The organism is Spirosoma radiotolerans, from assembly GCF_000974425.1.
In the GTDB taxonomy this organism is placed as follows: Bacteria; Bacteroidota; Bacteroidia; order Cytophagales; family Spirosomataceae; genus Spirosoma; species Spirosoma radiotolerans.
In genome coordinates this window covers 4591950-4618285 of sequence record NZ_CP010429.1, presented here as the reverse complement: position 1 = coordinate 4618285, position 26336 = coordinate 4591950, and the positions used below count along the sequence as shown (strand labels likewise).

The 26336-nt window shown below is 49.2% G+C and carries 24 protein-coding genes and 1 tRNA gene; 18 read left to right on the top strand and 7 right to left on the bottom strand.

Features of this window, described 5'->3' with window-relative positions; genetic code table 11:
• Positions 1-193 precede the first annotated feature (193 nt).
• The 7 genes from SD10_RS18760 (at position 194) to SD10_RS18730 (ending at position 6725) form a co-directional block, all read left to right on the top strand.
• Entirely contained in the window at positions 194-1594 is a 1401-nt protein-coding gene (locus SD10_RS18760; protein ID WP_046575831.1) for a DUF6600 domain-containing protein, read from the top strand.
• Positions 1595-1796: 202 nt separating this feature from the next.
• On the top strand, positions 1797-2555 hold the full coding sequence (gene truA / locus SD10_RS18755) for a tRNA pseudouridine(38-40) synthase TruA (protein WP_046575830.1): 759 nt from the start codon (positions 1797-1799) through the stop codon (positions 2553-2555).
• Between the two features lie 128 nt (positions 2556-2683).
• Complete coding sequence (locus tag SD10_RS18750; protein WP_046575828.1) at positions 2684-3565, top strand: cell division protein FtsX; 882 nt, start codon at positions 2684-2686, stop codon at positions 3563-3565.
• A 103-nt stretch (positions 3566-3668) separates the two neighbouring features.
• The gene (locus SD10_RS18745; RefSeq protein ID WP_046575826.1) at positions 3669-4007 is read left to right on the top strand and encodes a DUF3098 domain-containing protein; all 339 of its coding nucleotides are present in this window, start codon (positions 3669-3671) and stop codon (positions 4005-4007) included.
• 98 nt (positions 4008-4105) lie between these two features.
• Complete coding sequence (locus SD10_RS18740) at positions 4106-4951, top strand: undecaprenyl-diphosphate phosphatase (protein ID WP_046575824.1); 846 nt, start codon at positions 4106-4108, stop codon at positions 4949-4951.
• 128 nt (positions 4952-5079) lie between these two features.
• Positions 5080-5799 carry a tRNA pseudouridine(55) synthase TruB gene (gene truB, locus SD10_RS18735; protein ID WP_046575823.1) on the top strand — a complete coding sequence of 240 codons (720 nt, stop codon included), beginning with the start codon at positions 5080-5082 and terminating at the stop codon, positions 5797-5799.
• Positions 5796-6725: a bifunctional riboflavin kinase/FAD synthetase gene (locus SD10_RS18730; RefSeq protein ID WP_046575821.1), complete on the top strand. Its 930-nt coding sequence runs from the start codon at positions 5796-5798 to the stop codon at positions 6723-6725. The genes truB and SD10_RS18730 overlap by 4 nt, the downstream gene beginning before the upstream one ends.
• Before the next feature lies 1 nt (position 6726).
• Here the strand turns inward: SD10_RS18730 and SD10_RS18725 are convergent, their stop codons facing one another.
• On the bottom strand, positions 6727-7953 hold the full coding sequence (locus tag SD10_RS18725; protein ID WP_046575820.1) for a BaiN/RdsA family NAD(P)/FAD-dependent oxidoreductase: 1227 nt from the start codon (positions 7951-7953) through the stop codon (positions 6727-6729).
• Positions 7954-8098: 145 nt separating this feature from the next.
• On the opposite strand from SD10_RS18725, the gene SD10_RS18720 reads away from it, so the two are divergent.
• Positions 8099-9160, top strand: coding sequence for a DNA/RNA non-specific endonuclease (locus tag SD10_RS18720; protein WP_046575819.1), 1062 nt, complete (start codon positions 8099-8101; stop codon positions 9158-9160).
• An 86-nt stretch (positions 9161-9246) separates the two neighbouring features.
• Here SD10_RS18720 and SD10_RS18715 read toward each other — a convergent pair whose 3' ends face one another.
• Together SD10_RS18715 and SD10_RS18710 are read right to left on the bottom strand one after the other, a co-directional pair.
• Positions 9247-10029: a prohibitin family protein gene (locus SD10_RS18715; RefSeq protein ID WP_046575817.1), complete on the bottom strand. Its 783-nt coding sequence runs from the start codon at positions 10027-10029 to the stop codon at positions 9247-9249.
• Between the two features lie 150 nt (positions 10030-10179).
• Entirely contained in the window at positions 10180-11442 is a 1263-nt protein-coding gene (locus tag SD10_RS18710) for a hypothetical protein (RefSeq protein ID WP_046575816.1), read from the bottom strand.
• A gap of 175 nt (positions 11443-11617) precedes the next feature.
• Here SD10_RS18710 and SD10_RS18705 point away from each other — a divergent pair, with 175 nt between their 5' ends.
• The 3 genes from SD10_RS18705 to SD10_RS18695 all read left to right on the top strand — a co-directional run bounded on the left by SD10_RS18705 (position 11618) and on the right by SD10_RS18695 (position 14339).
• Positions 11618-12856, top strand: coding sequence for an ABC transporter permease (locus tag SD10_RS18705; protein WP_046575815.1), 1239 nt, complete (start codon positions 11618-11620; stop codon positions 12854-12856).
• Positions 12857-12989: 133 nt separating this feature from the next.
• Positions 12990-13076 (top strand) — tRNA-Leu (locus SD10_RS18700).
• 405 nt (positions 13077-13481) lie between these two features.
• Positions 13482-14339 carry a phosphotransferase family protein gene (locus SD10_RS18695; RefSeq protein WP_046575813.1) on the top strand — a complete coding sequence of 286 codons (858 nt, stop codon included), beginning with the start codon at positions 13482-13484 and terminating at the stop codon, positions 14337-14339.
• Between the two features lie 164 nt (positions 14340-14503).
• On the opposite strand, the gene SD10_RS18690 is transcribed toward SD10_RS18695, so the two are convergent.
• The 3 genes from SD10_RS18690 to SD10_RS18680 form a co-directional block, all read right to left on the bottom strand.
• Positions 14504-15610 carry an NADH:flavin oxidoreductase gene (locus tag SD10_RS18690; protein ID WP_046575812.1) on the bottom strand — a complete coding sequence of 369 codons (1107 nt, stop codon included), beginning with the start codon at positions 15608-15610 and terminating at the stop codon, positions 14504-14506.
• A 15-nt stretch (positions 15611-15625) separates the two neighbouring features.
• Positions 15626-15925, bottom strand: coding sequence for an ArsR/SmtB family transcription factor (locus SD10_RS18685; RefSeq protein ID WP_046575811.1), 300 nt, complete (start codon positions 15923-15925; stop codon positions 15626-15628).
• A gap of 321 nt (positions 15926-16246) precedes the next feature.
• Positions 16247-17824 carry a glycoside hydrolase family 43 protein gene (locus tag SD10_RS18680; protein WP_227699017.1) on the bottom strand — a complete coding sequence of 526 codons (1578 nt, stop codon included), beginning with the start codon at positions 17822-17824 and terminating at the stop codon, positions 16247-16249.
• 51 nt (positions 17825-17875) lie between these two features.
• On the opposite strand from SD10_RS18680, the gene SD10_RS18675 reads away from it, so the two are divergent.
• From SD10_RS18675 to SD10_RS18660, 4 genes are all read left to right on the top strand, one after another.
• Complete coding sequence (locus SD10_RS18675) at positions 17876-18493, top strand: DUF6273 domain-containing protein (RefSeq protein WP_046575810.1); 618 nt, start codon at positions 17876-17878, stop codon at positions 18491-18493.
• A 137-nt stretch (positions 18494-18630) separates the two neighbouring features.
• Entirely contained in the window at positions 18631-19602 is a 972-nt protein-coding gene (locus SD10_RS18670) for an aldo/keto reductase (protein WP_046575809.1), read from the top strand.
• A complete protein-coding gene (locus SD10_RS18665) occupies positions 19603-20430 on the top strand; it encodes a helix-turn-helix domain-containing protein (protein WP_046575807.1) in 828 nt (275 codons plus the stop codon).
• Between the two features lie 224 nt (positions 20431-20654).
• The gene (locus tag SD10_RS18660) at positions 20655-21581 is read left to right on the top strand and encodes a pirin family protein (protein WP_046575805.1); all 927 of its coding nucleotides are present in this window, start codon (positions 20655-20657) and stop codon (positions 21579-21581) included.
• A gap of 46 nt (positions 21582-21627) precedes the next feature.
• On the opposite strand, the gene SD10_RS18655 is transcribed toward SD10_RS18660, so the two are convergent.
• Positions 21628-22650 carry an LLM class flavin-dependent oxidoreductase gene (locus tag SD10_RS18655; protein WP_046575804.1) on the bottom strand — a complete coding sequence of 341 codons (1023 nt, stop codon included), beginning with the start codon at positions 22648-22650 and terminating at the stop codon, positions 21628-21630.
• A gap of 441 nt (positions 22651-23091) precedes the next feature.
• On the opposite strand from SD10_RS18655, the gene SD10_RS18650 reads away from it, so the two are divergent.
• The 3 genes from SD10_RS18650 (at position 23092) to SD10_RS18640 (ending at position 26328) form a co-directional block, all read left to right on the top strand.
• Positions 23092-23454 carry a hypothetical protein gene (locus tag SD10_RS18650; RefSeq protein ID WP_046575803.1) on the top strand — a complete coding sequence of 121 codons (363 nt, stop codon included), beginning with the start codon at positions 23092-23094 and terminating at the stop codon, positions 23452-23454.
• A gap of 199 nt (positions 23455-23653) precedes the next feature.
• On the top strand, positions 23654-25276 hold the full coding sequence (locus tag SD10_RS18645; RefSeq protein ID WP_046575802.1) for an NADP-dependent glyceraldehyde-3-phosphate dehydrogenase: 1623 nt from the start codon (positions 23654-23656) through the stop codon (positions 25274-25276).
• A 47-nt stretch (positions 25277-25323) separates the two neighbouring features.
• Positions 25324-26328, top strand: coding sequence for an ABC transporter ATP-binding protein (locus SD10_RS18640; RefSeq protein ID WP_046575801.1), 1005 nt, complete (start codon positions 25324-25326; stop codon positions 26326-26328).
• Positions 26329-26336: the final 8 nt, after the last annotated feature.

Below are 26336 nucleotides of genomic sequence, written 5' to 3'. Positions count from 1 at the left end.
ACCTGACTTGTGGTTACTAGTAACTGCCAATACAAGGACGACAACACATTCGATGATACCCGCTTGAACAAATCAGACGGGTATTGTTTTTAGAACAGGACAAAGTTTGTTTACTCGTACGTTAAACGTTTCGGGGGCAGATGCGTCTAATCGTCAACGTGTTTCAGTACGCGGCAGAAAACGACCAATCGTCATGAGTATCCTGAAAACAATTAACCTGCTTGGCTTGATAGCGGTACTCGCTTTTGAACCATTTTTGCCCCAGCAAGCTACGGCTCAACCGGGGATCAGCGTTCCCGTTCAAACGTTTTATAATGAACTGGCCCCTTATGGACAGTGGGTGCCGAGCCCAGCCTATGGTTCTGTCTGGATACCCAATGTCGGGCAGGATTTTCAGCCTTATGCGACCGACGGACACTGGATTGTAACTGAATTTGGCAATACCTGGGTGTCCGACTACCCCTGGGGATGGGCGCCCTTTCACTATGGTCGCTGGTATTTCGACAATCAGTATGGCTGGGCGTGGGTGCCAGGCAGCGACTGGGGGCCTGCCTGGGTATCATGGCGGTCGGGTGGTGGGTATTATGGTTGGGCGCCATTGGGACCTGGCTTTGATATTAATGTCAACATAAACATTCCCGCTCCCTATTGGACGTTTGTTCCGCAGGTATACATCACCAGCCCTTATCTATATAGCTACCGGGTGGCCCGACCGAACGTGGTAAACATCTACCAGAATACGACCATCATCAATAATATATATCGGTCGAACAACCGGGCTTATGTGTACGGACCGAACCGGGGAGAAATTGAGCGAATAACCCGACGCAGTGTACCCGTATACCGCATTGACCCACTGGATCGTCCCGGGCGTTCGGTAGTTGGTAACGGATCGGTAGGGTTCTATCGGCCGGGCGGTCAGCCGTCGGGATATGGACAAAACTATGGTCGCAATGATCGGTATGACCGTAACGATCGGTTTGACAATTCGCCCCGTCCGAATTACAACAATAACAATGGTTCCAGCCGGGGAACGTATGGAGGCAACAACTCCTACAACGGTAATAACACTACTTCTGGTCGGGATTACAATGGAAACAATGCACCTAGTCGCCCCGATTATGGCAACAACAATGGTAATAACAGCGCACCCAGCCGGGATTACAATGGGGGCTCTAGTCGGGGAAGCTACAACAACAGCGCCCCGGCAGACCGAAGTGGAAGCCTAAGCAGTCCTGTTCCAACTGTAGCCAGCCCAAACCCAACGCCCTCAAACCGCTTTGAGCCTAGCCGTGGTATGCCCTCGTCCGGCAACTTTCAGCCCGGTGGTAATTCGAGAGGTGAAGCGCAGCCTGGTGGGTTTCAACAGCAGCCCAACCGGACGTTCGATCGGGCTGATCGGCCGGGTTCAATAGGCAACTCAGGTTCGCCCAGTATGCCAAGCGCTCCATCGGCTCCTGCTGGCCGTAGTGATGGCGGGAATTTCCAACGGATGCAGGAAAATCGGGGTGGACAAAACCAGTTTCAGCCTCATGGTCAGGAGCAGCCACAACGAGGCAACGGCGGGGGCGAACGCCAGCGCGGGCCCCGCTAAAAGAAAAAGGGCAGGATGAATGCCCGACAGCCCTAAAGAAGCCTGTGCTTCTTTAGGGCTGTCGGGCGTTTGAGCGCATAGAAGGCGAGGGGCCAAGGAACTTCGCGTGTCGGTTATCAGTAACTGGCATTATATTAGCTGGCTGTGCGCTTTGCCAATTCAGTATCCGATCGAAGCGTATTAAGCGGTACTTTTGCCTGATATGCGTTATTTTATTGAATTGTCGTATCGGGGAACGGCTTACCACGGCTGGCAAACACAGGCAAATGGCGTTAGTGTGCAGACCACCCTTGAGTCGGCCCTGACTCAACGACTTGGCAAGCCGATTTACGTGATGGGGAGCGGTCGTACGGATGCGGGCGTTCATGCAAAAGAACAATTTGCTCACTTCGACGTCGATGAGCCGCTTGATTTGACCGAAGCCTTTATTTATTCGATCAATTGCATGCTTCCCGAAGACATTGCCATTCACACCATTTTTCCGGTTCGACCGAAAGATCATGCCCGGTTTTCGGCTAAGTCACGTTATTACCAATACCATGTTACGCGCCAGAAAGATGCTTTTCACAGTAACCTGACGTATCATTTCCGGCCGAAACTGGATATTGACCGGATGAATAAGGCCTGTGAGCTACTTTTGCAACACACAAATTTTCAAAGTTTCAGTAAAGCCCGCGCTAATGTGAATCACTTTCATTGCAAACTCGATTTTGCTTATTGGAAACATACAAATGAGGATTGCCTTACGTTTCATATTAAAGCCGACCGGTTTTTATGGGGTATGGTGCGAACCATTGTGGGTACGATGCTCGAAATAGGGCAGGAGCGCATGAGCCTCGACCAGTTTGAGCAGATCATTCTGGCGCGAGATCGGACCGTGGCGGGCCGGGCAGCCCCCGCCAATGGACTATATTTGGTCGAAGTTGGTTATCCGGTAGCCGTATTGGAAAATAGAACCTGAGAAGCGGTTTCGAGCGTGACTATTTCCGGCTCGGCGCTGATTTTCGGCCTGTTATGCTAAATTTTGTTAAATTCGACCTTTCCCCGGCCGAATCCGTTACTTTTGTCTCCATAACACGAACCCACTAAATGGCTCGTAACAAGAAAACAGTAGGTGCGTATCCCAGCGGCATGATTTTATTTAGTCTGACGCTGGCTTTATTTTTAATTGGTTTCTGCGGTCTGCTGGCTATCCAGTCAAAGAAACTAGTAACATACATTCGTGAAAATTACGAAGTGCGGGCTTTTTTAGATAAAGACCTTAGTCCAAAGAAGAGTACAGCGCTTTATCAGACAATTGCTGAACAGCCTTATATTCTGAAAGTCAATGGTGTACCACAAATTAATCTGGTTACCAAAGACGAAGCGGCCAAAGAATTTATTGCAGAGACGAAAGAAGATTTTTCGAAATTTTTAGGCGAAAACCCACTGCATGACAGCTACCGGATTAAACTCAACGAGGGTTATTTTGAGGAAGCTAAATTGCAGGAAGTAAAACAAAATCTGGAGGAAATCGACGGCGTATTTGAGGTGGTTTATCAGGAAAATCTGGTGGATAACATCAACCGGAACATCACGAAGATTTATGCGGTGATGTCGGCCTTCGCCTTGATTCTGCTGATAATTATTGTTGTGTTGATGAACAATACGATCCGGCTGGCGCTGCACTCACAACGACTGTTGATTCGGAGTATGCAGTTGGTTGGGGCAACGAACGGATTTATAACACGGCCATTTTTAGGGCGAGGAATCTGGCAGGGATTTCTGGCGGGTGTCATTGCCGTAGTCCTGTTGTTAGCTGGCCTACAGATTGCCATTCACAATCTGCCCGAGTTGGGAACGTTGCAGGACACCGAGAAAATGATCGTTCTGATGGCCGGGATTGTGGGACTAGGGATGCTGATCGGTTTTCTGAGTACATTTCAGGCCGTTAACCGGTATCTGGGCCTCACGCTGGATGAGCTGTATTGATTGAATGGCGGCTAAATCCTGTACACTTTAGCCGCAGGAATTGATATAACAAACCTACAAGGCGATTTTAAGGTTACACAAAAAGCATAACTGACGAACGAACATGGCAAAAGATAAACAAGCTGGCGTACCAATCTTGACGCGCGATCAACCAGCCCCCAAAATAGCAGCCACAACAACGTTGCCCCCCAAAGCGGCTCCAACCCGGTCGTCGGTTGTGGAGCCCGTTCGGCGGGATACGGCTGCAGCACTGCCCTTTGGTCGGCAGAATTATACCCTGATGCTCGCGGGTATCGGTATTATTCTGGCTGGGTTCTTTATCATGAGCCTTGATAAAGAGGAATTCGGCTTCGGTTTTCTGGGATTAACCCTTGGCCCCTTAGTGGTGATGGGCGGGTTCGTGCTCGAATTTTTCGCGATCCTCGCCCGTCCCAAGGCGTAAAGTTTGTGGTTTGTGGTTTGTCGTTTCGTGCCACTTGCTATAAGTTTGTCTGTCGTTGATAGACTATCACGACAAACCACAAACTACAACCAGGATTAATGGAGCTGATTCATGCCATTGCGCTGGCCATTATTGAAGGATTGACCGAGTTTCTGCCGGTATCCTCAACGGGCCACATGATTATTTACTCTTCGCTGGCGGGCATTGCCGGGAATGAATTTACCAAGTTATACACCGTCGACGTCCAGTTTGGCTGTATTCTGTCGGTACTGGTACTCTATCACCGTCGCTTTATGACGGATACCCGCACAGGTACTTTTGTGGTACCCAGTTACCTTAAATCGCTGCCGCCCCGTTTGCAGCCTATGGCAGATTTCTACAGCAAAATTCTCATTGCCTTTCTGCCTGCCGCCGTCATTGGCTTCTTACTGAATGATTTTATTGATTCGCTGCTGGAAAGCATTACAACCGTAGCTATTTCGCTCCTGGTAGGTGGTATTGTGCTTGTGTTTATTGACCGCATCATTAATCGGCAACCGAAAGATGGTGATGTAACCGTACCCGATGCCATTCGCATTGGCTTCTTTCAATGCATCGCTATGATTCCGGGTGTATCCCGGTCGGCGGCTACCATTATTGGCGGCATGTTTCAGGGGCTTAGCCGTACCCAAGCCGCTGAATTTTCGTTCTTCCTGGCTGTCCCAACCATGGCTGCCGCATCAGGATACAAGCTGCTTAAAACGTATAAACTTCTTCAGCCTGCTGACTACCAGACGCTGCTGATCGGCAATGTGATTGCCTTTGTGGTTGGTTTGCTGGCCATTCGTGCGTTTGTCGGGTTTCTCAACCGCTATGGTTTTAAAGTGTTTGGCTACTACCGAATTGCCCTCGGGTTATTGCTGCTGGGCCTGATGGCAGCTGGTGTTAAACTGGACGTGCTATAAGTGTGTAGGGTATTCGATTTACGGCGATTCATCACTGTGTAGGCATACACGTTACGTTGTTAATCCACAGAGTCGACCAGTAAATTCCGGCGGGGAACCGCGTGAACCACAAACCGTTAACCTTTAAGTTGAACAAAGAACATACTCCTGACCCCGGTCAGGTTATCTTAATTGATAAGCCGCTTACCTGGACATCGTTCGATGTAGCGAACAAGCTAAAATACGCCTGTAAGTTCAAGAAAATTGGTCATGCCGGCACCCTGGACCCACTGGCAACGGGTTTGCTCATTCTTTGTACAGGTAAAATGACCAAACAAATCGATCAGTATCAGGCGCAGGAAAAAGAATATACGGGTACACTTATTCTGGGTAAAACAACCCCTTCTGTGGATCTCGAAACAGAAATTGATGCTGAGTACGATACGAGTGGAATTACCTCCGAACAGATACAGCAGGCGGCTCAACAGTTAACGGGCGATATTCTGCAAGTTCCGCCCATTTATTCTGCCATTCGGGTAAATGGGGAACGGTTGTACGAAAAGGCACGGCGTGGGGAAACCGCCGACCGGGTTGATGGTGGCATTAAGGCACGTATGGTTACCGTATCGGTTTTTGACGTGAACACAGATCACTTTCCCGAGGTTAATTTTCGTATCGTGTGTTCAAAAGGAACTTATATTCGCAGTCTGGTACGCGATTTGGGCTTATCGCTCAATAATGGTGCTTACATGAGCGGGCTGCGCCGAACGCGCATTGGTAACTTCCGGGTGGAGGATGCCGCCACTATTGAGCAATTCATTGCCACGCATCGTGCTTCGCTACCTGACCCACTTCCAACAAACGAATGATTATTTATAGAGGACTCGATGATATCCAACCTTTGCCGAATGCCGTTGTGACTAGCGGTACATTTGATGGGGTTCACCGTGGACATCAGACCATTTTGGCTCGACTGACAGAAGTAGCCAAGGCCAGTGGGGGAGAGTCTGTTCTGATCACGTATTGGCCCCATCCCCGTACGGTCGTCTCCAACGATAGTCAAAACCTGAAACTGTTGACAACGCTGGACGAGAAAATCGAACTGCTCGATCAGGCGGGTGTCGGCTATCTGGTCGTGATTCCCTTTACACGCTCTTTCTCCGAATTGACTTCTGAAGAGTACATTCGCCAAATTCTGATCGATAAAATCGGTACTAAAAAACTGGTAATTGGATATGATCACCGCTTTGGGCGAGACCGTGAAGGTGGGTTCGATTACATTCAGGCGCACCAGAGTGAATACGGATTCGGGGTGGAAGAGATTCCCCGGCAGGATATAGAGGCAGTAGGGATCAGTTCGTCAAAAATTCGGACGGCCCTCAACGAAGGCAATGTACATACCGCAAACCGGTTTCTGGGTCGACTTTATAGCCTCACCGGAACGGTCGTGAAAGGACGCCAGCTTGGCCGTACGATTGGCTTCCCAACCGCCAACCTGCAGGTCGACGATCCGTCCAAACTTATTCCTGCCAACGGCGTATATGCGGTCGACGTGGACTATGCCGGACAAACCCTGGGCGGTATGCTGAATATTGGCTTTCGCCCTACCGTTGCTGGCACGAATCAGACCATCGAAACCTATATTTTTGACTTTGACAAGGATATATACGGCGAACACATTACGTTGAAATTCAGGGAGTTTTTACGTCCTGAGCAAAAGTTTGATGGATTGCCTGCTTTAGTGGCGCAGTTAAAACGAGACGAAGAATCGGCCCGGTCGATCCTGAATCAATAGCTCAACGGCCAATAGCCAGTCCTGCTACGTAGCCCGTTGTCCAGGCGCTCTGAAAATTAAAGCCACCCGTAATGCCGTCTACGTCCAGCACCTCACCGGCAAAGAACAAGCCAGGCTGGGCTTTGCTTTCGAGCGTTTGTGGATGTAGTCCGTCAAAGGAAATCCCTCCGCAGGTCACAAACTCGTCTTTAAACGTACTTTTCCCCATGACCTTAAACTGGCTGTTGGTGAGCCGTTCCGAGAGTCGATTGAGGGGTTTGGCGGGTAGGTCGGCCCAACGTTGCGTTTCTAAAATGCCCGACTCCTGTATCAATGCCTGCCAAAGACGGGAGGGAAGCCCAAACGGATTTTGAGAAACGACTTGTTTGCGGCCGTTCTGCTGCCTGAAATCCTGGAGCGCCGTTCGTAGCTCGTTTTCATTCAGGGTGGGGATCCAGTTTACGCGTAGCGTGAATTGATAAGTTGCGTCGGCAAGATCGCGGGCGGCCCAGGCTGACAAGCGCAGGATGGCAGGACCACTGAATCCCCAGTGCGTAATCAGCAAAGGACCGCGCTGTTCCTGTTTGGTGCCCACCACCGAAACTTTGGCATCCGGCACCGCCACACCAGCCAATGACAGAAAGGGGCTGTCGGGAACGTTGAACGTAAATAAGGAGGGAACCGGTGCCAGTAGTGGTTCACTTTGTTCGGGTAGCCAGTCGTACCCTTCTACCTTGGGAAAGCCTCCCGTAGCGATCAAAACACGGTCTGCCACCAGAATTTCGTCGGTAAGCAGGTGCAATTGCCACCGCCCCTTTTCGTCGCGCATCATTGAACTTACCCCACAACTGGTACGGATGCCAATGCCCAATCGGCGAGCGGTCTGGAGCAGGCACGTCACGATGGTTTCAGACGTGTTCGTGCTTGGAAACATCCGCCCGTCGGCTTCTGTCTTCAGGGTTACGCCCCGCTTTTCGAACCAGGCAACCGTTGCGGCTGCATCGAACTGATTCATCAATGAGCGCAACGGCTTCTCGCCACGTGGATAATGCTTGACAAACACCCGATTCTCGAAACAGGCGTGGGTAACATTACAGCGTCCTCCGCCCGAAATACGGACTTTATTCAGAACGGTACGGGTTTTCTCAAGAATGGTAATGGTGGCGTCTGGATAAGTTTCAGCGGCTGTTATGGCTCCGAAAAAGCCAGAGGCTCCGCCCCCAATAACCATAATATTCAACGATGACATGAGTTTTTAACAGCAGTTTCAGGCGAACGGTTCATCCGTTTCGCCTTCCTAACGGAGTTCGTCTGATCAACGTATTACCTTAAGATGTTTCTGATCTGGCTGGACGGTTTCATCAGCAAGACAAAAACAACGTAACTTTACTTTCATGTTCTTCAAACCTCGCTTTTCAACCAAAAAATATAGTCGACGGGGCTTTCGCCTACGCGGTAATACGCTTGTGTTACTGTTTATCTTCTTTCTGATCGGCCTGTTTCTGCATTATGGTGGTCGCACCCAGCCTGTGGTGGCTTTCTGGAACGATTTTCGGCAGATGATTGGGCTGGGTCGTTCGAAATCACACCCCGAAGCGGATAACCCATATAAAGCTCCCGAACCAAACGACCCAGATGTTGCAACGAGCAAACGACGCAGGCATAGACCAAATTCCGATGAAAGTGAAGCCAGCGATACAAGGCCTAATGCGCCAACCGGCGGCTCATCGGGAAATCAACGGTTTGATTTTGAAAAGGAGGTTGACTTCATTTTGCCCCTGGTTAAATCCGGTGATGATATTGTCCGGCACGAAGGGTATACGCTTCGGTATCGGGACCAGTACAAAGACGCTGACTGGGTCGCTTATCCATTACTAAACTACGAAACAACGGGTGACGCGGACCGAAAATATGAGCAGTTTAAACCCGATCCGAGCGTAGAGAACGGTACCGCGCTGCCATCCGATTACACGCGTTCGGGCTACGACCGAGGACATCTGGCTCCGGCTGGCGACTTCAAATTTTCGCAGCGAATCATGCGTGAAACGTTCTTTATGAGCAACATTACGCCCCAGGCGCCTGATTTTAACCGGGGCATCTGGAAAGAACTCGAAGAGCAGGTTCGGTCTTGGGCGATTCGGGATAAAGGAATCTATGTGGTAACAGGTGCCGTTCTGAAGCCTGGTTTGCCCACCATTGGCAAAGCCGTTGAAGTGAGTGTTCCGGAAAAGTTTTATAAGGTGATCCTGTACTGCAATAAGCCTAACATTCGCATGATTGGCTTTCTGCTGAATAACGAAGCATCGAATAGCCCCCTGAGCCAATTTGTGGTGCCGGTTGATCGCATCGAACAACTGACAGGCATTGATTTCTTTCCTAAAATCCCCGACGATCTGGAACGTAGACTGGAGAGCAAATCTCAGGAAGAAATGGTGTCGGAGTGGTTTGATAATTGATTTTGTCGGCGACTTTCTCGGTCTGTGTCCTCACAGACCGTTCTGTCCAAGACCATCTGGGTAAGCGGTCTGTGAGGACACAGCCCTTATTGATTCGGTGAAATCAGCATCGGTGTTTTTCCGTCTGTGACAATAATTTTGGTATTGGGGGAAGTGGATAGCTGCCTGAACGCTTCGATTGTTTTGTATTCGATAATTTGTTTGTTCAGGCCTTCGGAAATAATCTTCTGAGAGTCGGCTATGCCTTTGGCCTCAATTACCTTTTGGTCGGCTTCTTTGCGCTCTTTCATCAACACAAACTCCATTTGCTGAGCCTGCTGCTCAGCTTCAAGCTTTTGTTCGATGGATTGTGCCAATCCTTTAGGCAACTGAATACTCTTCATGAGTACACTCTCCACTACAATGCCCCGTTTTTCCAAGACGGTATGCATTTCGGCGGCAATCTCCTTTTCGATTTCTTCCCGCTGACCGGTGTACATATCCTTGGCAAAATACCGGGCGCAGACATCAGCCGCTGCCGACCGAAAGACACTTACAATGACGACGTTCTCGTAGCGATCACCGATGGTCGACAATACTTCGGGTGCTTTTTCGGGCAAAACACGATACAGAACAGCCATTTCTGCTGTTATGTTCAGGCCTTCTTTGGATGGAATATTTTCGAGGGCCAGTGGGAGATTGATCGTACGGGTTGGCACCTTGATGATCGTTGTCGTAAACGGGTTATACGTATGAACGCCCGATCCGCGCACTATAGGATCTAACTTGCCTAACCGACGTTTAACCCCAACCTCGCCTTGGCGGATGGTTGTGCAACTGCTTACTAATAAAAGGAGTATCAGGTACGGATAATAGATGCTATTTGTCATGGTAGTAAGCGAAAACTAAATTGTTCGACTAACTACCAGATTTGCTATTAAAGCCTGATTGAAAATGAGTTAAGTTGTCGTTAAAGTTATGTGAGCGGTCAAAAAAACGACCATTTGCAACTCGGTGCTCTATCCTACATTCTGCTACCCTTAGGTCTTCTGCTTTTTCTTTTTTGCAGCGGGAAAGAGAATATTGTTGAGAATCAGCCGATAACCGGCGGAGTTAGGATGCAAGTTCAAATCGGTTGGCTCTTCGCCGATTTCATGCCGGTAGTCTTCAGGGTCGTGTCCACCGTAGAATGTGAAGAAACCCCGACCATAGGGCGCATGAATGTAACGAGCCTCGCCAGCGGCCCTGTTTTCGGCCATAATGACCACCTCCGGCTTGATGTAATTTTTCTTGAACGCCGTTGTCTGCCCCATAAATCCTTTAATGACGTTGGCGTGATTCTGCGTCAGCATTGTCGGAATAGGATCGTATTTCGCCGAGAATTGAAACAGCGTAAAATAGTCGTTATGTTCGCTCAGGCCGCGCTCCTCAGGTTGGTTATCGATGTTCGAAAACTCGATCAGGTATGGGTTCGTGTATACCTGGAAATTTCGGAAGGCCAGTGTCTGGCTGAAATCCAGCTTGTTGTTGGCATTGGGATCAGCAGGATCGCCGTCGTAGAAGGCGTCAACAATGTCGGTGTTGTGCGACGCCAGGGCAATGTCGTAGGTATCCGTGGCGTTGCACATAGCGAACAGATAACCTCCGCCCAGCACGAAGTCACGAATCTTCTGCGACACGGCCAGCTTCAACTGGGGCACTTTGGTAAAACCGAACTTACGGGTAATGTTTTCGGCTTCCTGTTTTTGAGCAATGTACCACGGCTGATCCTTGAAGTGGAAAAACTTGCCGTATTGCCCCGTAAAATCTTCGTGGTGCAGGTGCAGCCAGTCGTATTCGGGCAATTTCCCATTCATCACTTCTTCATCGAAAACAACGTCGTAGGGAATCTCCGCGTACGTCATGACCATCGTCACGGCATCATCCCAAGGCTGTTTCGTTTTGGGGGAATAGACGGCTACCTTCGGCGGCTTTTGCAGCTTCACCGCATCCATATTGGCATCGGCTGCCGACACTTCTGAGAGTATCTGAGCCGACTGGGCATCCGAAATAACCTCATAGCTGACGCCCCGAATCACCATTTCGTTGATAAACGCCTGACTTTGGGGCATCATAAAGGAGCCTCCCCGGTAGTTCAGCAGCCAGTCGATTTCTGTATCGTGGGTTTTCAGCACCCAATATGCAATACCATAGGCTTTTAGGTGATTCTTCTGGCTATCGTCCATCGGAATCAGTATTTTAGACGCCCACACCTGACCCGTCAGCGTGAGAAATAGGATAAGCGGTAACAGCAGGCGTTTCATTGGCTTCCCCGATAAAAATGCTTGTGGTAGTTTTGTCATAACGAAAGATAGGCAAATATTGTGCGAGAAATTATAGGCGAAATAGCGAAAGAGTTAGAGAGCACAAAAACCACGTCCGTGAATTTACGCATTCCGTGAATAAGTGTCTTAGTTTTCACTCTTTCACCTTGACTAGATGAACTTACTCGAAAATATCCGCGAAGGTCTGCGCTCGATTGCCAGTAACCGGTTGCGTACCATCCTGACTTCTCTCATTATTGCGATCGGGATCACCTCGCTGGTGGGTATCCTGACAGCTATTGAGGGGATACAAAGTTCAGTCGACAGCAGCTTTGCGGGGCTGGGTGCCAATACGTTCAGTATTGTGGCTCGCCAGGATGCCTTCCGGCGGGGTGGACGCGTGCAAAAACAGGATGAACCCATTGATTACTTCGATGCCGTCAACTTCAAACGTCGGTTTCCATATGGGGCAACCATTGCCGTATCAACTGTGGTGTCTGGCGCTGCACAGGCAAAATTTGGCTCTAAAAAAACGAATCCCAACGTACAGCTTATTGGGGGCGATGATGCTTATCTGAACGTAAAAGGGTTTACGATTCAGAGCGGTCGCAATTTTACGCAAAATGATTTGACCCATGCGCTAAACGTAGCCATCATCGGTATTGAAGTGGCGAATACGTTATTTGAAAAGAAGCTTAACCCGCTCAATCAGGTCATTCGGGTGTCGGGGACTCAATACAAGATTATAGGCGTTCTGGATAAAAAAGGCGGTTTCTCGGGTGGTGGCGATGATCGAATGATTCTGATTCCGCTCGATAACGCCCGGGCGCTGGCCGGAACCCAAAAGCTTTCGTTCGATATTACGACCTCCGTGCCAACGGTATCGGACCAGGACGAAGCCGTCGATGAAGCGCGGGGCGTTATGCGGTTGGTTCGGCATGATCAACTTGGCCAGCTGGATTCGTTTGAAATTGAACGGGCCGACGATCTGGCCAAAGAAACGGCCAACATCACGGGTTATTTACGTATCGGAGGCTTCGGCATAGGTTTCATTACCTTATTGGGCGCGTCCATTGCGTTGCTGAATATCATGCTTGTGTCGGTCACCGAACGAACCCGCGAAATAGGCATTCGTAAATCACTTGGCGCAACGCCCAAACGGATTCGGGAGCAGTTTTTAATCGAAGCCATTGTCATCTGCATTCTTGGCGGAATAGGAGGAATACTGCTGGGGCTGGGCGTCGGTAATTTGATTGCGGGCGTGATCAGCCAAGGGAAAGGCAGCTTCATTGTCCCCTGGGGCTGGATGGGTCTGGGCATTGTTGTCTGTGTTACGGTTGGTTTGTTTGCGGGTATTTATCCGGCTGTTAGAGCCTCTAAACTGGATCCTATCGACGCCTTGCGATACGAGTAAACCAGAAGAAGCGCTTCCTAACTTCAGAAAACAGTTTAATTTATCTTTCTTTTGTTTGCATAAGCCGTATCGAAAACCTACTTTTGCAGCCACGTTTGACAAACGCATCACGCTCAGGCGTGACGATTCTGTCGCCGGGATGGCGGAATCGGTAGACGCGATGGTCTCAAACACCATTGTCTGCAAGGACATGCCGGTTCGAGTCCGGCTCCCGGTACCATTTAAATGCTTAACTAACTAGTTTGTAGTTGGTTAAGCATTTTTCTTTTATGTCGTGTACGGAATAACTTGAAAAATGTCTTTTGACGTCGAATGGTATAATTTCTACCCTGAACGTTTATTCGACTATGTAGTGCTTGTAGCTCATTCTTTGTTTCAATATGCATGAACAGGGACGTGTAGCTACTTCGTCCACTACAATCGCCACAGTAATAGTAAGGTGGCAATTAGCCATCGGAGTCTCATTCCTGCTACTCAGCGAATTATTCAATAATAAAAAAATAGCTACCTACTCATGATATTTTGAAATAAAGGCCATTTTTCTGTACGGCGACCCGACAAGAGAGAATGATATGATAACTTGACAAGTTATAAACGCTCATCAGGAACAGTCAATCTATCAATTATGCTAGAGCAACTTAAGGCGGTAATCGTTTCTAGTTTCCCCCAATTGGGCGAGGCTTCGTTTACCCTACTGACCCAGGGATGGGATTCTATCGCTGTGGACGTAGATGACAGGCTGATTTTTAAATTTCCTCGTGACCAAGAAAGTGTTGATGCCTTACGTCGAGAAGCCACTATGCTTGCCGTTGTTCATCAACAGTTGACATTGCCTGTCCCTGATCTGGTGTTTTTTGATACCGCTCAGCCATTTTCAAAACACACGAAGCTTAAAGGTGATCATCTGGTAACGGCGCAATATGAATTGCTGGGTAATCAGGCAAAGCAACGATTAGCTAAAGAGCTAGCGCGATTTTACGGGGAGCTTCACGCCATCCAGCCTTCCTTACTGCAGGCGGCTGGGGCACTGCCCCTCGATCCATGGCCAACGCCTGAGGTTATCCTAGCGGGAATTCAACCGCATTTATCCAATACGCTTCTTATCAAAGCAAAAAAGATACTTGATCAATGGGCCCACCTGCCTGATGATCCGTACGGCATCATCTATGGATTTTTTGATGGTCACGGTTGGAACATGGCCTTTCATCATGACCGTCAACAACTGGTTGGCTTATATGACTTTGGCGATGCTGGCTTTGGAGAATTGCACCAGGAATTCATCTATACCAACTTTATTTCGCCCGACCTAACCGGGCGGGTGATGACTGAATATGAACAGCTCACTGGACGTCAACTTGATCGGGAACGCGTTTCAATCCTGACCAGCGTGCTACTGTTGGTCGAACTGGCTGATATGGGTACCGATTCCGACCATGCCACTCTTGTGTTAGACAATGCAATGAGCTGGCTGGCTGAACACTAAATTATACCTTTGTCAGGTTAGGGAGGTATATCGTTGGAATAGCTCTTTTTCTGTTGGTTATAATCCGTCACTTATGAGCTAGTGTAAGTCTGTTTAAACAGAAAAAGCCCCTATGGGGCTTTTTCTTACAGTACTAAATAAACAAAGATCGCTTTGTTACACGCTTAATCCAGTATCAGTTCGGCGAAAGCCTCCTTACTAAAACCTTTCAGCTCACTGGTTCGGCCTGTTTTTATTTTGGTTACCCAATTGGGATCAGCCAGGATCGGCCTGCCCACAGCTACCAGGTCAAAATCTCCCCGGTCCATTCGTCTATTTAGCTCGTCCAGAGAGGCTGGTTGTGAGCTTTCGCCCGCAAAAGCTCCGAAGAACTCACCTGTAAGGCCCACCGAACCTACCGTGATGGTGGTTTTGCCGGTCAGCTTTTTGGCCCAACCGGCAAAGTTAAGATCTGACCCATCGAATTCAGGTTCCCAGAAACGACGTTGTGAGCAGTGAAGCACATCGACGCCAGCATCCACCAACGGCTCAAGCCAGGCTGCCATTTCCTGCGGTGTTTTAGCCAGCTTATGGGTGTACTCAGCGGGTTTAAACTGTGACAGTCGGATAATAACGGCAAAATCTTCGCCTACCTGTTTTCTAACTTCTCTAATCACATCCGTGGCAAAACGCGTACGCTCAGCCAGGGTTTTACCACCATAGGCGTCAGTACGCAGATTGGTAGCTTCCCAAAAGAACTGGTCGATCAGATAGCCATGTGCCCCATGAAGTTCGATACAGTCAAACCCTGCTTTTTGGGCATCGGCTGCGGCTTTGCCAAAGGCTAGGATCGTGTCGTCAATGTCTTTCTGGGTCATGGTCGAGCCATTCGTGAAGCCTGGCCGGTTGAGCCCCGACGGTCCTTCAAAGGGCACAGGGGGGACCCATCCAGAAGGGTGGTTATCCATAATGCCCATGTGCCATATTTGCGGCCCCATTTGCCCACCAGCAGCATGCACCTGATCAATAACCCGTTGCCAGCCTGCCAGCGCCTGCTGCCCATAGAAATGGGGTATATTGGCATCGTTGGAGGATGAGGGGCGGTCAATGACGGTGCCTTCCGACAAAATCAGCCCTACCTCGCCCTCCGCTCTTTTCTGATAATAAGCGGCTACCTTTTCGGTAGGAATGCCATTGGGTGAAAACGAGCGCGTCATCGGCGCCATCACAATACGGTTTCTTAACTTCAGTGTTTTCAACTGAAACGGCCTGAACAAATTTTGGGTACTCATCTTTTTATGGTTGTATTACAGCGTTGTCAAAATAAGTTTACTTAAGCGCTCAAAGGCCGCTTCGTCACGTTTGTAGTAGGTCCATTGCCCTTTGCGGGTGGCTTTGACAAACCCGGCACGCTGCAGGATTGAGAGGTACTCGGAAACAGTTGACTGGGTGAGGCTGGCCTTCGCCTGGAGCTGGCCAACACATACACCCTGGTCATATCCATATTCTTTCTGGCCCGGAAAATTAATTTCTGGTTCTTTAAGCCATTCCAGCATTTGCAGTCGCGTCTTATTGGACAGCGCTTTGAACACATCAACCTGTTCCATGCGACAAATATATCGACTTTTCCCGATATGTAGAAATGAGCTCAATTATTATAAAAAATGAGATCATGATATTTGCAGGCTGTCATGATCTCAATTAATGGGGCGCTTAAGTAAGAGCGATAGAGTAGGCGTGAATAATAGAATCAGTCCTGCTAGCTGGAGTTTGGTCTTGACGTTTCTACTGCAGTATGGGGTGTGTTGCTAAGCCGGAACAACTCAGTCGATCACAGGCGAAAATAGGCAACCTATAGCAGGCAAAGACGCACTTCTGCCCATTCCCAGGGCGTTAACAGACAAAGGTAAACCGGTTTGCAAACGAACTCAGAACGCATCGTACTGAATTGTCATTGCACGAACCCGACTACTCCCCTGGTCTTTGCCACTCAGGCCGATACCTATACGGGGTGCCCGGTCCCAACGAGGCAGAAAAGCGCCATCTAGCGGAGCATCCGTTATCCGGTTATACGGACCGGATTCAATACGCCAGCCGAACTCATAAAACGAGTCTGCCTTACTCCGTACTTGTAGCGTAACCAACGGGGTACCTTCCGGTATTGGCTGCGACTTTATAAGTTGACGTTTTCCCGCTTTAATCTGCCAGAGTTCAAGTGATCCCGGCCGAATGCCGATGCCCAATTGGTTTTGGGCATCTCCATACAGACACAAACTTTGCAGCAGATCGGCTTGGGGAATAATGTCGGACGACATAGTATAGGTTCCTTTTTTGATAACTAGCCCCAGAAAGGTACCCATCTGGCTTGACCCCTGATTGATGAGCTGCAATTGACCCTGATGAACGCTATAAGCTGGCTTGCGAAGGCTTACATCCCAAACCCAGGGAACATTATTACGGGCCTGGCTAAAATCAACGGTTAGGTTCGGCAGCTGTTTCTGAGTAGCCTGAAGCGGTGAGTCAGCCTGCCTAGGCGTTGAGCGTCCATACCGAAAAGCGGGCCATTGACTTTTGTCATCCCAAATTAACTCACTCAACACGCCCTGGCGGCCGGTCAACGTAAAATCGACGCCGTTGTAAGCATGGTGTAAATAAAAATACCGTTGATCAGGTGTTACTACTATGGTTCCGTGTCCCGGACATTTCCAGGTTTTATCGCTGATTAACAGAGGATTGTTAGGGTATTTTTCCCAGGGCCCTTGTAGGGTCTGGGCCCGGGCTAAACCAACCTGGTAGTTACACTGCGCTCCGCAACAGGTGTTGCCCGAATAGAGCATGTAATAATAGCGACCTCGTTTGAAAATCGTTTGTCCTTCAATTCCTCCCTTTTCCCAATTGGCAGGTTCAGCCTTGATGAGCGGAAACGCTTGCCCCGACACCTTGAGTCCGTCGGCCGACAGTTCAGCTCCCAGAATTTCGATTGGTCTGCCCCGATCCAGGCCATAGGCTTTCCAGGTAATGAATAATTTGCCCTGATCATCAATAACAAAGGGGTCAATCGCTTCTGTCGTCCATTCGAGTAACAAACCATGGTCGGTGAATCCCTTTGTCAGATCGCGCGTGGTAGCCACGCCAATAAACGAGCGCTGGTCTGTTTTCCGCCGAGCGGTATAATACAGATAGTAAGTGCCCTTCCGATAAAAAAGCTCTGGAGCCCAGAAACTGCCCATCGTCCATGGGGGCATTTCGTTGAACACGGGCCCCATGTAGGTCCAATTTACCAGGTCTTTTGAGGTGTAAATAGGAAAGACAGGCCCCCATTCCGAGGATGTACCAACGGCGAAGTAAGTATCGCCAAGCCGAATAATGGAAGGGTCGGCAAAGTCCCCGGCGATAACTGGGTTCGTGTAGGTGATCCCAGGGTTAGGTGAATGAGTTGATTGGGCAAATGCCTGTAAGGCAACAACCAGGGTACTAATAATTGTAAGAAAAAGTTTTCTCATCATAAATTGGACAATTTTAATCGTATAACCGTTGGCCAGACCGATAGTAAAATAATGGTAAAATGGGATGTAATAACCTTCGGCAACTATAATTGGCAAGTGCTTGCTATTGAAGATAACCGCAAGGCGCTGATTATTACCCAAGATATACTAGAACTACGCTGGTATCACAACAAGTTTGCAGACATAACTTGGGCAGATTGCGCTTTAAGACAATACCTTAACCATGAAGTCTACAATACATTCAGCCAAGACGAGAAGGCAAGGATCATTAAGGTTATAAACAAGAATTTTGATAATCCGTGGTTCAACACAACAGGTGGTCAAGACACCACTGACCACCTGTTTTTACTAAGCCTACAGGAGGTTTGCCTGTATTTCGGCGACAGCAGCGCAAAACTGGGAAATAAAAGCGGACAAACCTGGTTTATTGATGACGAAAACAACGGTTCCCGACAAGCCAAATACGCTACTGATTTCCACTGGTGGCGGCTTCGGTCGCCGGGCTATTACGGCCGCACGGTCGCGAGTATAAACAAAAACGGTCATGTTTATGTCCGGGGCAACGGCGTCTTCGGCAAGCCCCGAGATGCTGGCGGTGTTCGTCCCGCTTTATGGTTGTGGCTCGACGATCAATGTTCACCAGGAAATGAACGCTCAAAAGAAAACTAAATACAGGAGACGGCACAGACGAAAACGCCATGATCCTAAGCTCAGAGATGGCAAAGATGGACTAAATGAGCCGTACGGGCAAAATAGTTGAGCCGTAGAAGAAACTAGCACGTGTTTTGCCGGTTGATCTTTGTATCATGAAAAATAGCACAAAAATCCATTTGGGTCAAAATGGCCCGCTCGTTTCCAAACTTGGTTTGGGCTGTATGCGTATGTCTTCTATCTGGGGCGGTCCTACACCTGATGAAACAGAGGGAATAGCTACGATCCACGAAGCCCTGGATCATGGTATCAATTTTTTGAACACCGGGGATTTCTACGGTGCAGGTCATAACGAAATGCTGATCGGCAAAGCCATTAAAGGAAGACGCGATGATGCCTTCATCAGCGTAAAATTCGGCGCCATTTTTCACAACGGCCACCCCATAGGATTGGATCTGCGCCCCATCGCCATCAAGAATTTCATCAACTACTCGCTGACTCGTTTGGGTATCGAAACCATTGACCTTTACCAGCCCTGCCGGATGGACAACAGCGTGCCGGTAGAAGACATCATCGGGACGGTCGCCGATCTGATTAAAGAAGGCAAGGTGCGTTACATTGGCGTATCGGAAATTACGGCTGACCAACTTCGTAAAGCCAACGACGTTTACCCCATCAGCGCGCTGGAAATTGGTTATTCGCTGGCCGATCGCCAAATAGAAAGCGAGCTGCTGCCAACCGCAAAAGAGCTGGGCATCAGTGTGGTAGCTTTCGCCAATACGGCGGAAGGCTTACTGACCGGTGAAATGAAAGCACCGCTCGCAGCAAGCGATTACCAGACTCATTTCTCTCGTTTTCAAGGGGAGAACCTGCTTCATAATCTGGAAAAAGTTGAGGTCTTGAAGCAATTGGCCAGCAATAAAGGGTTTACACCCACACAGGTTGCCATCGCTTGGGTAAATGCCCAGGGCGATCATATTATGCCTTTAGTAAGCATGAGTCGCCGGTCGCGTTTGCCGGAAAATATGGCCGCAATGGATATTGTGTTTACGCCCGAAGAAATGAATACGTTAAACACTACGTTTGCAATAGGCGCTATACTTGGCGGCACTTATTTACAACGCTAAATGACCAGTCCAGCAGAAATCCTCCCAGGCGTAATCTTTTATTCTTACCTCTCTGCTGAGCGGAAAGAGAAAGTATGCTTCTGGAACCACCATACCTTAATATTGCAGGTTTCAGGCCAGTTTACTTTAGAAACCTCGGCGCAAATCATTTCGATGACGGGTGGAGGAATGCTGCTGATTGGCAAAAATCAACTGGGTACACTTACCAAAACACCGCTACCCGGCGGGAACTATGAAACAATCGTGATATCCCTGCAGGAGGATCTGTTACGCAGGATCGTATTAGAAGAAAAGCTCGACGCGGACCGAAAATATATCGGTCCGCCAAACCTCTTAATTCCATCTAACGAATTCCTGCAGGGGTATTTTCAATCCATCGTTCCGTATGCCCGCAACTCGGGAGCTGCCATGACAGACGAAATGGGCATCCTAAAAGTGAAGGAAGGCGTTAAATTATTACTACTGGCCTTGCCAGGACTTCGCAACTTTTTGTTCGACTTTTCAGCGCCTTACAAGATCGATCTGGAAAAGTTCATGCTTAGTAATTTTCATTTTAATGTCCCCGTCGAAAAATTCGCGCAGCTTACTGGGCGCAGCCTGGCAGGCTTCAAACGCGATTTTGTAAAAACATTCGGTGTTCCGCCACGTCAATGGCTGCAGGACAAACGGCTGACTGAAGCAAAGCACCTCATCGAAACCAAACATCAAAGACCCTCGGCCATTTACCTCGACTTGGGGTTTGAAAGCCTGTCACACTTCTCTTATTCCTTCAAGAAGAAGTTCGGCATGGCGCCTACTGCCCTGAATTATGGTCTTTCTCCAAAGTGATTTGCTCGTCCCATAAAACGCCCGCAGGGGCGGCCCTACGTTTTCTAAGGCCATCACATCCTCTCGGACCGGCGTTGCAGTGGCATCTCACTCACTGAATCATCAGTGTCTTTTTATGTTTTAATCTCTTCTCGTTTTGCTAGATTTGTTGAAAAGGGTCTCCGCTGACCAAACAAGAACGCACAAATAAACCGACCGACTTATAGTTAGCCCTAATCACGCTTATGTTAGACTCAGTCATTGATGCTCGCCCTGCTTCGATTGGTAATGGATTCAATGTCAGGCGGATTCTACCTTACCGGCTGCGACGTATGTTGGGGCCGTTTATTTTTATGGATCATGCCGGACCCGTCAGTCTGGGGCCGGGGCAACTGACCAATATGGACGTGTTACCACACCCACATATCGGGTTATCGACGGTGAGTTATCTCTTTGATGGGCAGGTCACTCATCGGGATAGTCTGGGTGTAGAGCAGATTATTCGGCCGGGCGAAGTAAACTGGATGACGGCGGGGCGGGGAATAGCCCACTCAGAGCGGTTCGAAGATCCGGCGATGCTGGCTAATGGCACCCTGGAAATGATTCAAACCTGGGTAGCATTACCCGAAACAGTGGAGGAAAATGCCCCTACATTCGATAACTATTTACCACACGAGCTGCCCATTTTTACTGATACAGGTATATGGCTACGGTTGATTGCGGGTAGGGCGTTTGGGTTACAGAATGACGTCAAAACGCATTCCCCTTTATACTATGCCCACGTTGTGCTGCAAGCTGGTACTCATTTTGGCTTGCCACAGGGCTATAGCGAACGCGGGGCTTATGTGGCCAAAGGAAGTGTCGAAGTAAACGGGCATACTTATGGGGTAGGGCAATTGCTGGTGTTTACCAATGGCGTTGATCCCGTGCTGAAGGCGAACGACATCTGCACCTTACTGCTGCTGGGTGGTGAACCGCTGGGTGAACGCTTCATTTGGTGGAATTTCGTATCGTCCCGTCGCGAACGCATTGAGCAGGCCAAAGCCGACTGGCAAGCGGGCCGTATTCCGTTACCGCCAAACGATAATACCGAGTTTGTCGCTTTGCCTGAGGATCGATCAAAGCCGGCGGGGTCGGGAACAGGAACGCCACCGCCACAGCCACTTTCCTGAAACCGCCCCGCCAGATTAATTCGTAAATAGTACCTTACTCCAATGGTCAACGCAGTAGGGGTGCCACCCGATTGCCCAGTAACTCAATTGTCTGCATAAGCTTGTCATGAGGCAAGGCGGCTACATCCAGTTGAAAGGTCACCCTGGAGATACCGCCCAGTGCCTGGCTATGCCGCTGTATTTTAGCCGCTACTTCTTCGGGGTTCCCGATTAATAAGGCTCCCAGCGGCCCGAGTTGCGCGTTGAACTGAGCCCTTGTTACGGGCGGTCCGCCACGCTCCAGAGAGCGTTTATTAAACGTACGGGCATAGCCAGGATAAACCTCGTCGGCGGCTTTCTGCGACGTTTCGGCTACATGACCTAGTGAGTGCAGACCTACTGGCAACTGCTCAGGTGCATAACCCGCCCGGCGACCTGCTTCACGATATAAATCCACCAATGGTCGAAACCGGTGGGTATCGCCCCCAATAATCGCGACCATAAGCGGCAAGCCCAGCGTACCGGCCCGCACAAAAGAGGCTGGTGTACCCCCCACGCCCAGCCATATAGGAAGGGGATTTTGTATGGGTCTGGGATAAATTCCCTGGCCAGTAAGCGCTGGTCTGAATTTTCCGGACCAGTGCACATGCTCGTTATCCCGAATGGTAAGCAGCAGATCAAGTTTTTCGGCAAACAGCGTATCGTAATCGTTGAGATCGAATCCGAATAGAGGAAATGCTTCAATGGAAGAGCCTCGCCCTACAACCATTTCGGCCCGGCCCTGCGAGATAAGATCGAGTGTGGCAAATTCCTGAAACACCCGCACCGGGTCGGCTGCGCTAAGCACCGTTACTGCGCTGGTTAACCGGATACGTTTAGTACGGGCTGCTGCCGCAGCCAAAATAACGGCCGGCGCTGAATCCAGATATTCCGGACGATGATGCTCCCCAATACCAAATACGTCGAGCCCAAGCCGGTCAGCTAAATCAATTCGGTCAAGCAACTGACTCATAGCCTCATGACCACTTAGTGTTGTACTGATTCCGTTTTCCAGCAGGTTCGACGCGAAACTATCTATCCCAATTTCCATACTCTTTGTCAAGTCTTCTGTGATGGTGATGTTACGTTGAATGACGCTAGGGCTAGTTGACCAGATCGTTCATCCGACACCAGAACCCCAAAAAAGTGATTAGGGTTGCGTGTCTATTAATCAACGGCAGGTTGTCTTGACAACTGTGTAGGTGCTCAACATACAATTTCATTCATAAGCAGGCTAGTGTTATTCAAAAGTACGTTCCGGTAACAATTAGGGCTGATTTATTTCGAATAGCTTGTATTATTACTGCCTGATTTAAAATTATTAATGTAAAATTTATTACTTTTCTAGTACGTAAAATAAAATTTATTCGTAATTCTATTAATAAATGTATAATAATTTGCTTTGGTAAATTTTATGTTACCAAATAGTAAATAAAATTTGTATAACAACGAATATCTGTAATTTTTGTGTGCATTAAACTAGCTGACTTGTATGTTATTAGCCTTTACCGCAATTGACGAATATGGCCACAGCCGGGATTTCTCCTGGTGGTTTACTAGCCTGGAATTTGCTCTGGATGTAATGAGCTCCCTTTCCGCAAAAGGTAAACAGATCGTTAAAGCAGAGCTTATTGATAATGATCGCTCCATACAACTTCCAGTGGATGGCTTCGATGGGAAACTTTTTTCAACGCCCATTAAACAACTGGAAAATGAATGGCAGCAATTATTGAAGGCGCCTGTAAGTCAACGTTATATCCCTGTTGAGCCTGGTGCTGTATCAGCAGGTGATTTTTATTTCCCGCTTTTTGATGAACAGGCCTGGGACATGGCGACGGTGAAATTCGAAGATTAGCCCTTCTGCTCAGTTATAGAATGAAAACTAGTAAGCCTTTGCAAAAACAAGCACCAGACCCTTTTATAAAAGCGAACAGGACAACCAAATTGGCTGATTCTCTCTGAGGATTGGCCAATTTTGTTTTCAGTTGGGTTGGAATTCGCCGGGCGAATGGCGACGTTTGCCAGCGTTTCTTTTCCAATTTGTTCCCTCTACGATGAACACCCAAGGACTTAGCCAACTGTTTCCGACAGAAGATCAGATTCCGGCCGACTACCGTATCGAACCCATCCACCAGCGCGAATACCTGCTCAACGGCGAAATGCGCCCGTGGGATGGCCCTGTTTCCGAAGTTTTTTCGCCCATTTGTATTCCAGGTGCCGATGGTAAACTGGAGCGTAAACTGGTGGGTAGCTTTCCCGTTACGGGACCAGATGAAGCCCTTGAAGCCCTAAACGCGGCTGTAGAGGCCTATGATAATGGACGGGGTGAATGGCCACAAATGTCGGTCGCCGACCGCATTGGCTGCATGGAGACGTTTGTTGGTAAAATGCTTGAGCAAAAGAAGCTGGTCGTTAATCTGATTATGTGGGAGATCGGCAAAAACCTGGCCGACTCGACCAAAGAGTTTGATCGGACCGTAAAATACATTTACGATACCATCGATACGCTGAAAACGATGGACCGAAACTCGTCCCGTTTTCGCATGGAAGAGGGAATTATCGGTCAGATCCGGCGGTCGCCGTTAGGGGTTGTACTGGCAATGGGGCCTTTTAATTACCCGTTAAATGAAACCTATACGACACTGATTCCGGCCATTTTAATGGGGAATACCATTTTGTTTAAAACCCCCAAACATGGTTCGTTGCTGCATTATCCACTGCTCGAAGCGTTTCGTACCAGCTTTCCGAAAGGCGTTGTTAATTCGCTATACGGCCGCGGGGCCAATGTCATTCCGCCTGTTATGCAGTCGGGAAAAGTAAATGTTTTAACCCTGATTGGCTCCAGCCGGGTGGCTGATGAGTTGCAGCGGCAACATCCGAAACTGAACCGGCTGCGGTCGATTATGAGCCTGGATGCCAAGAATGCCGCGATCATTTTGCCCGATGCCGACCTGGATGTAGCGGTTAAAGAATGCTTGTTGGGCGCCCTCTCGTTTAATGGCCAGCGGTGTACGGCTATAAAAATTGTGTGGGTACATCGCTCCGTAGCCGATGAATTTTTAAAACGCTTCAGTGCGGAAGTAAGTAAACTGAAGCCAGGCATGCCCTGGAGCGATGGGGTGCAGATTACGCCACTTCCGGAACCAGGTAAACCCGATTACCTGGCCGATTGTATCCAGGATGCAGAAGCGCATGGCGCATCGATTGTCAACGAGGGCGGGGGTGAGGTTTCCGCATCCTTGTTCAGACCGGCGGTCGTTTATCCGGTTAAAGAGGGTATGAAACTGTATCGGGAAGAGCAGTTCGGCCCAATCATTCCGGTTGTTCCCTTCGATGATGTCGAAGAGTTTATCGACTACCTCATTACGGATGATCATGGCATGCAAGCCAGTATTTTTGGTACGGATACCGAAAAAATTGCCCGACTCATTGACCCGTTAGTAAATCTGGTTAGCCGGGTCAACATCAACGCCCAGTGTCAGCGCGGCCCGGATACGTTCCCCTTCACAGGCCGGAAAGACTCGGCCGAAGGCACCTTGTCTGTGGAAGATGCGCTCCGTTCATTTTCCATTCGGTCGGCGGTGGCCACGAAAGACACGCCAGCCAACAAAGAGATTCTGAATGATATTGTGGGCAATCACAAGTCTGAATTCCTGAGTACAAACTTCATTTTTTAAAGGCTGGTCAAAATTGGTAAGGTCTTCAGGGCCTTACCGATTTACGTATGCTCACTGCTACTAAACTTACTAAAGCCTACGGCGATGTGCCTGCTATCCGGCATGTTACCCTGCACCTTGAACCTGGCCGGATTATGGCACTTGTTGGGGCCAGCGGGTCGGGTAAAAGCACCCTGTTGAGTTTGCTGGCCGGATTGACCAATGCTGATTCTGGCGACGTCAGGCTGAACGGCGAACGGGTGATGGGGCCAGCGGAAGTATTGGTGGCCGGACATAAAGACATTCGACTGGTACACCAGGAGTACCAGCTTATGCCGAATGTATCAGTGCGGGACAATATCAGTTATGCACTTCGGTTCTTTGAAAAAAGCTACCGCGATTTTCGGGTCGACGAACTGCTGAAACTTTGTCGGTTGACGGATGTACAGAGCCGGCTGCCGCGCCAGGTGTCAGGTGGAGAAAAGCAGCGTACGGCCATCGCCCGCGCCATTGCCGACAGGCCCGCCGTTTTGCTTCTGGATGAACCATTCAGCCACCTCGATCTACCCAACCGGCTCATTGTCCGTGACCTGCTGTTCGATATGGTTCGTCAGGATACGACCGGGCCGGACCCGACATCCTGTTTATTGGTGACACATGACGCCACCGATGCCCTATCCATTGCCGACTCGCTGGGTATTATGCGCGACGGTCGATTGATACAGCTGGGTACGCCTGTAGAGGTGTATCAGCAGCCCGCTACCGCCTATGCCGCCCGCATGACTGGTCCGGTCAACGTTCTGAAAGCGAAGCATTTGCCTATGCTCGATTTACCGGAAAAGGATAATCCTAATGAGTTAATTTGCCTGCGGCCAGAACAAATTCAGCTGCATGAAGGAGGGGTTAGCGGCTCTATTCGGGCGTTGTTTTTTAAGGGTAGCCATTACGAGCTGGAGGTCGAGCTGTCGCGTTATGTATGCCTTCGTTTGCTGACTACTCGCACTGATCTACATGTCGGTCAGTCGGTTGGTATTCGAGTAGACGCTGAAGCTGTTTGGGCACTGAAACCTTAAGGCCAATC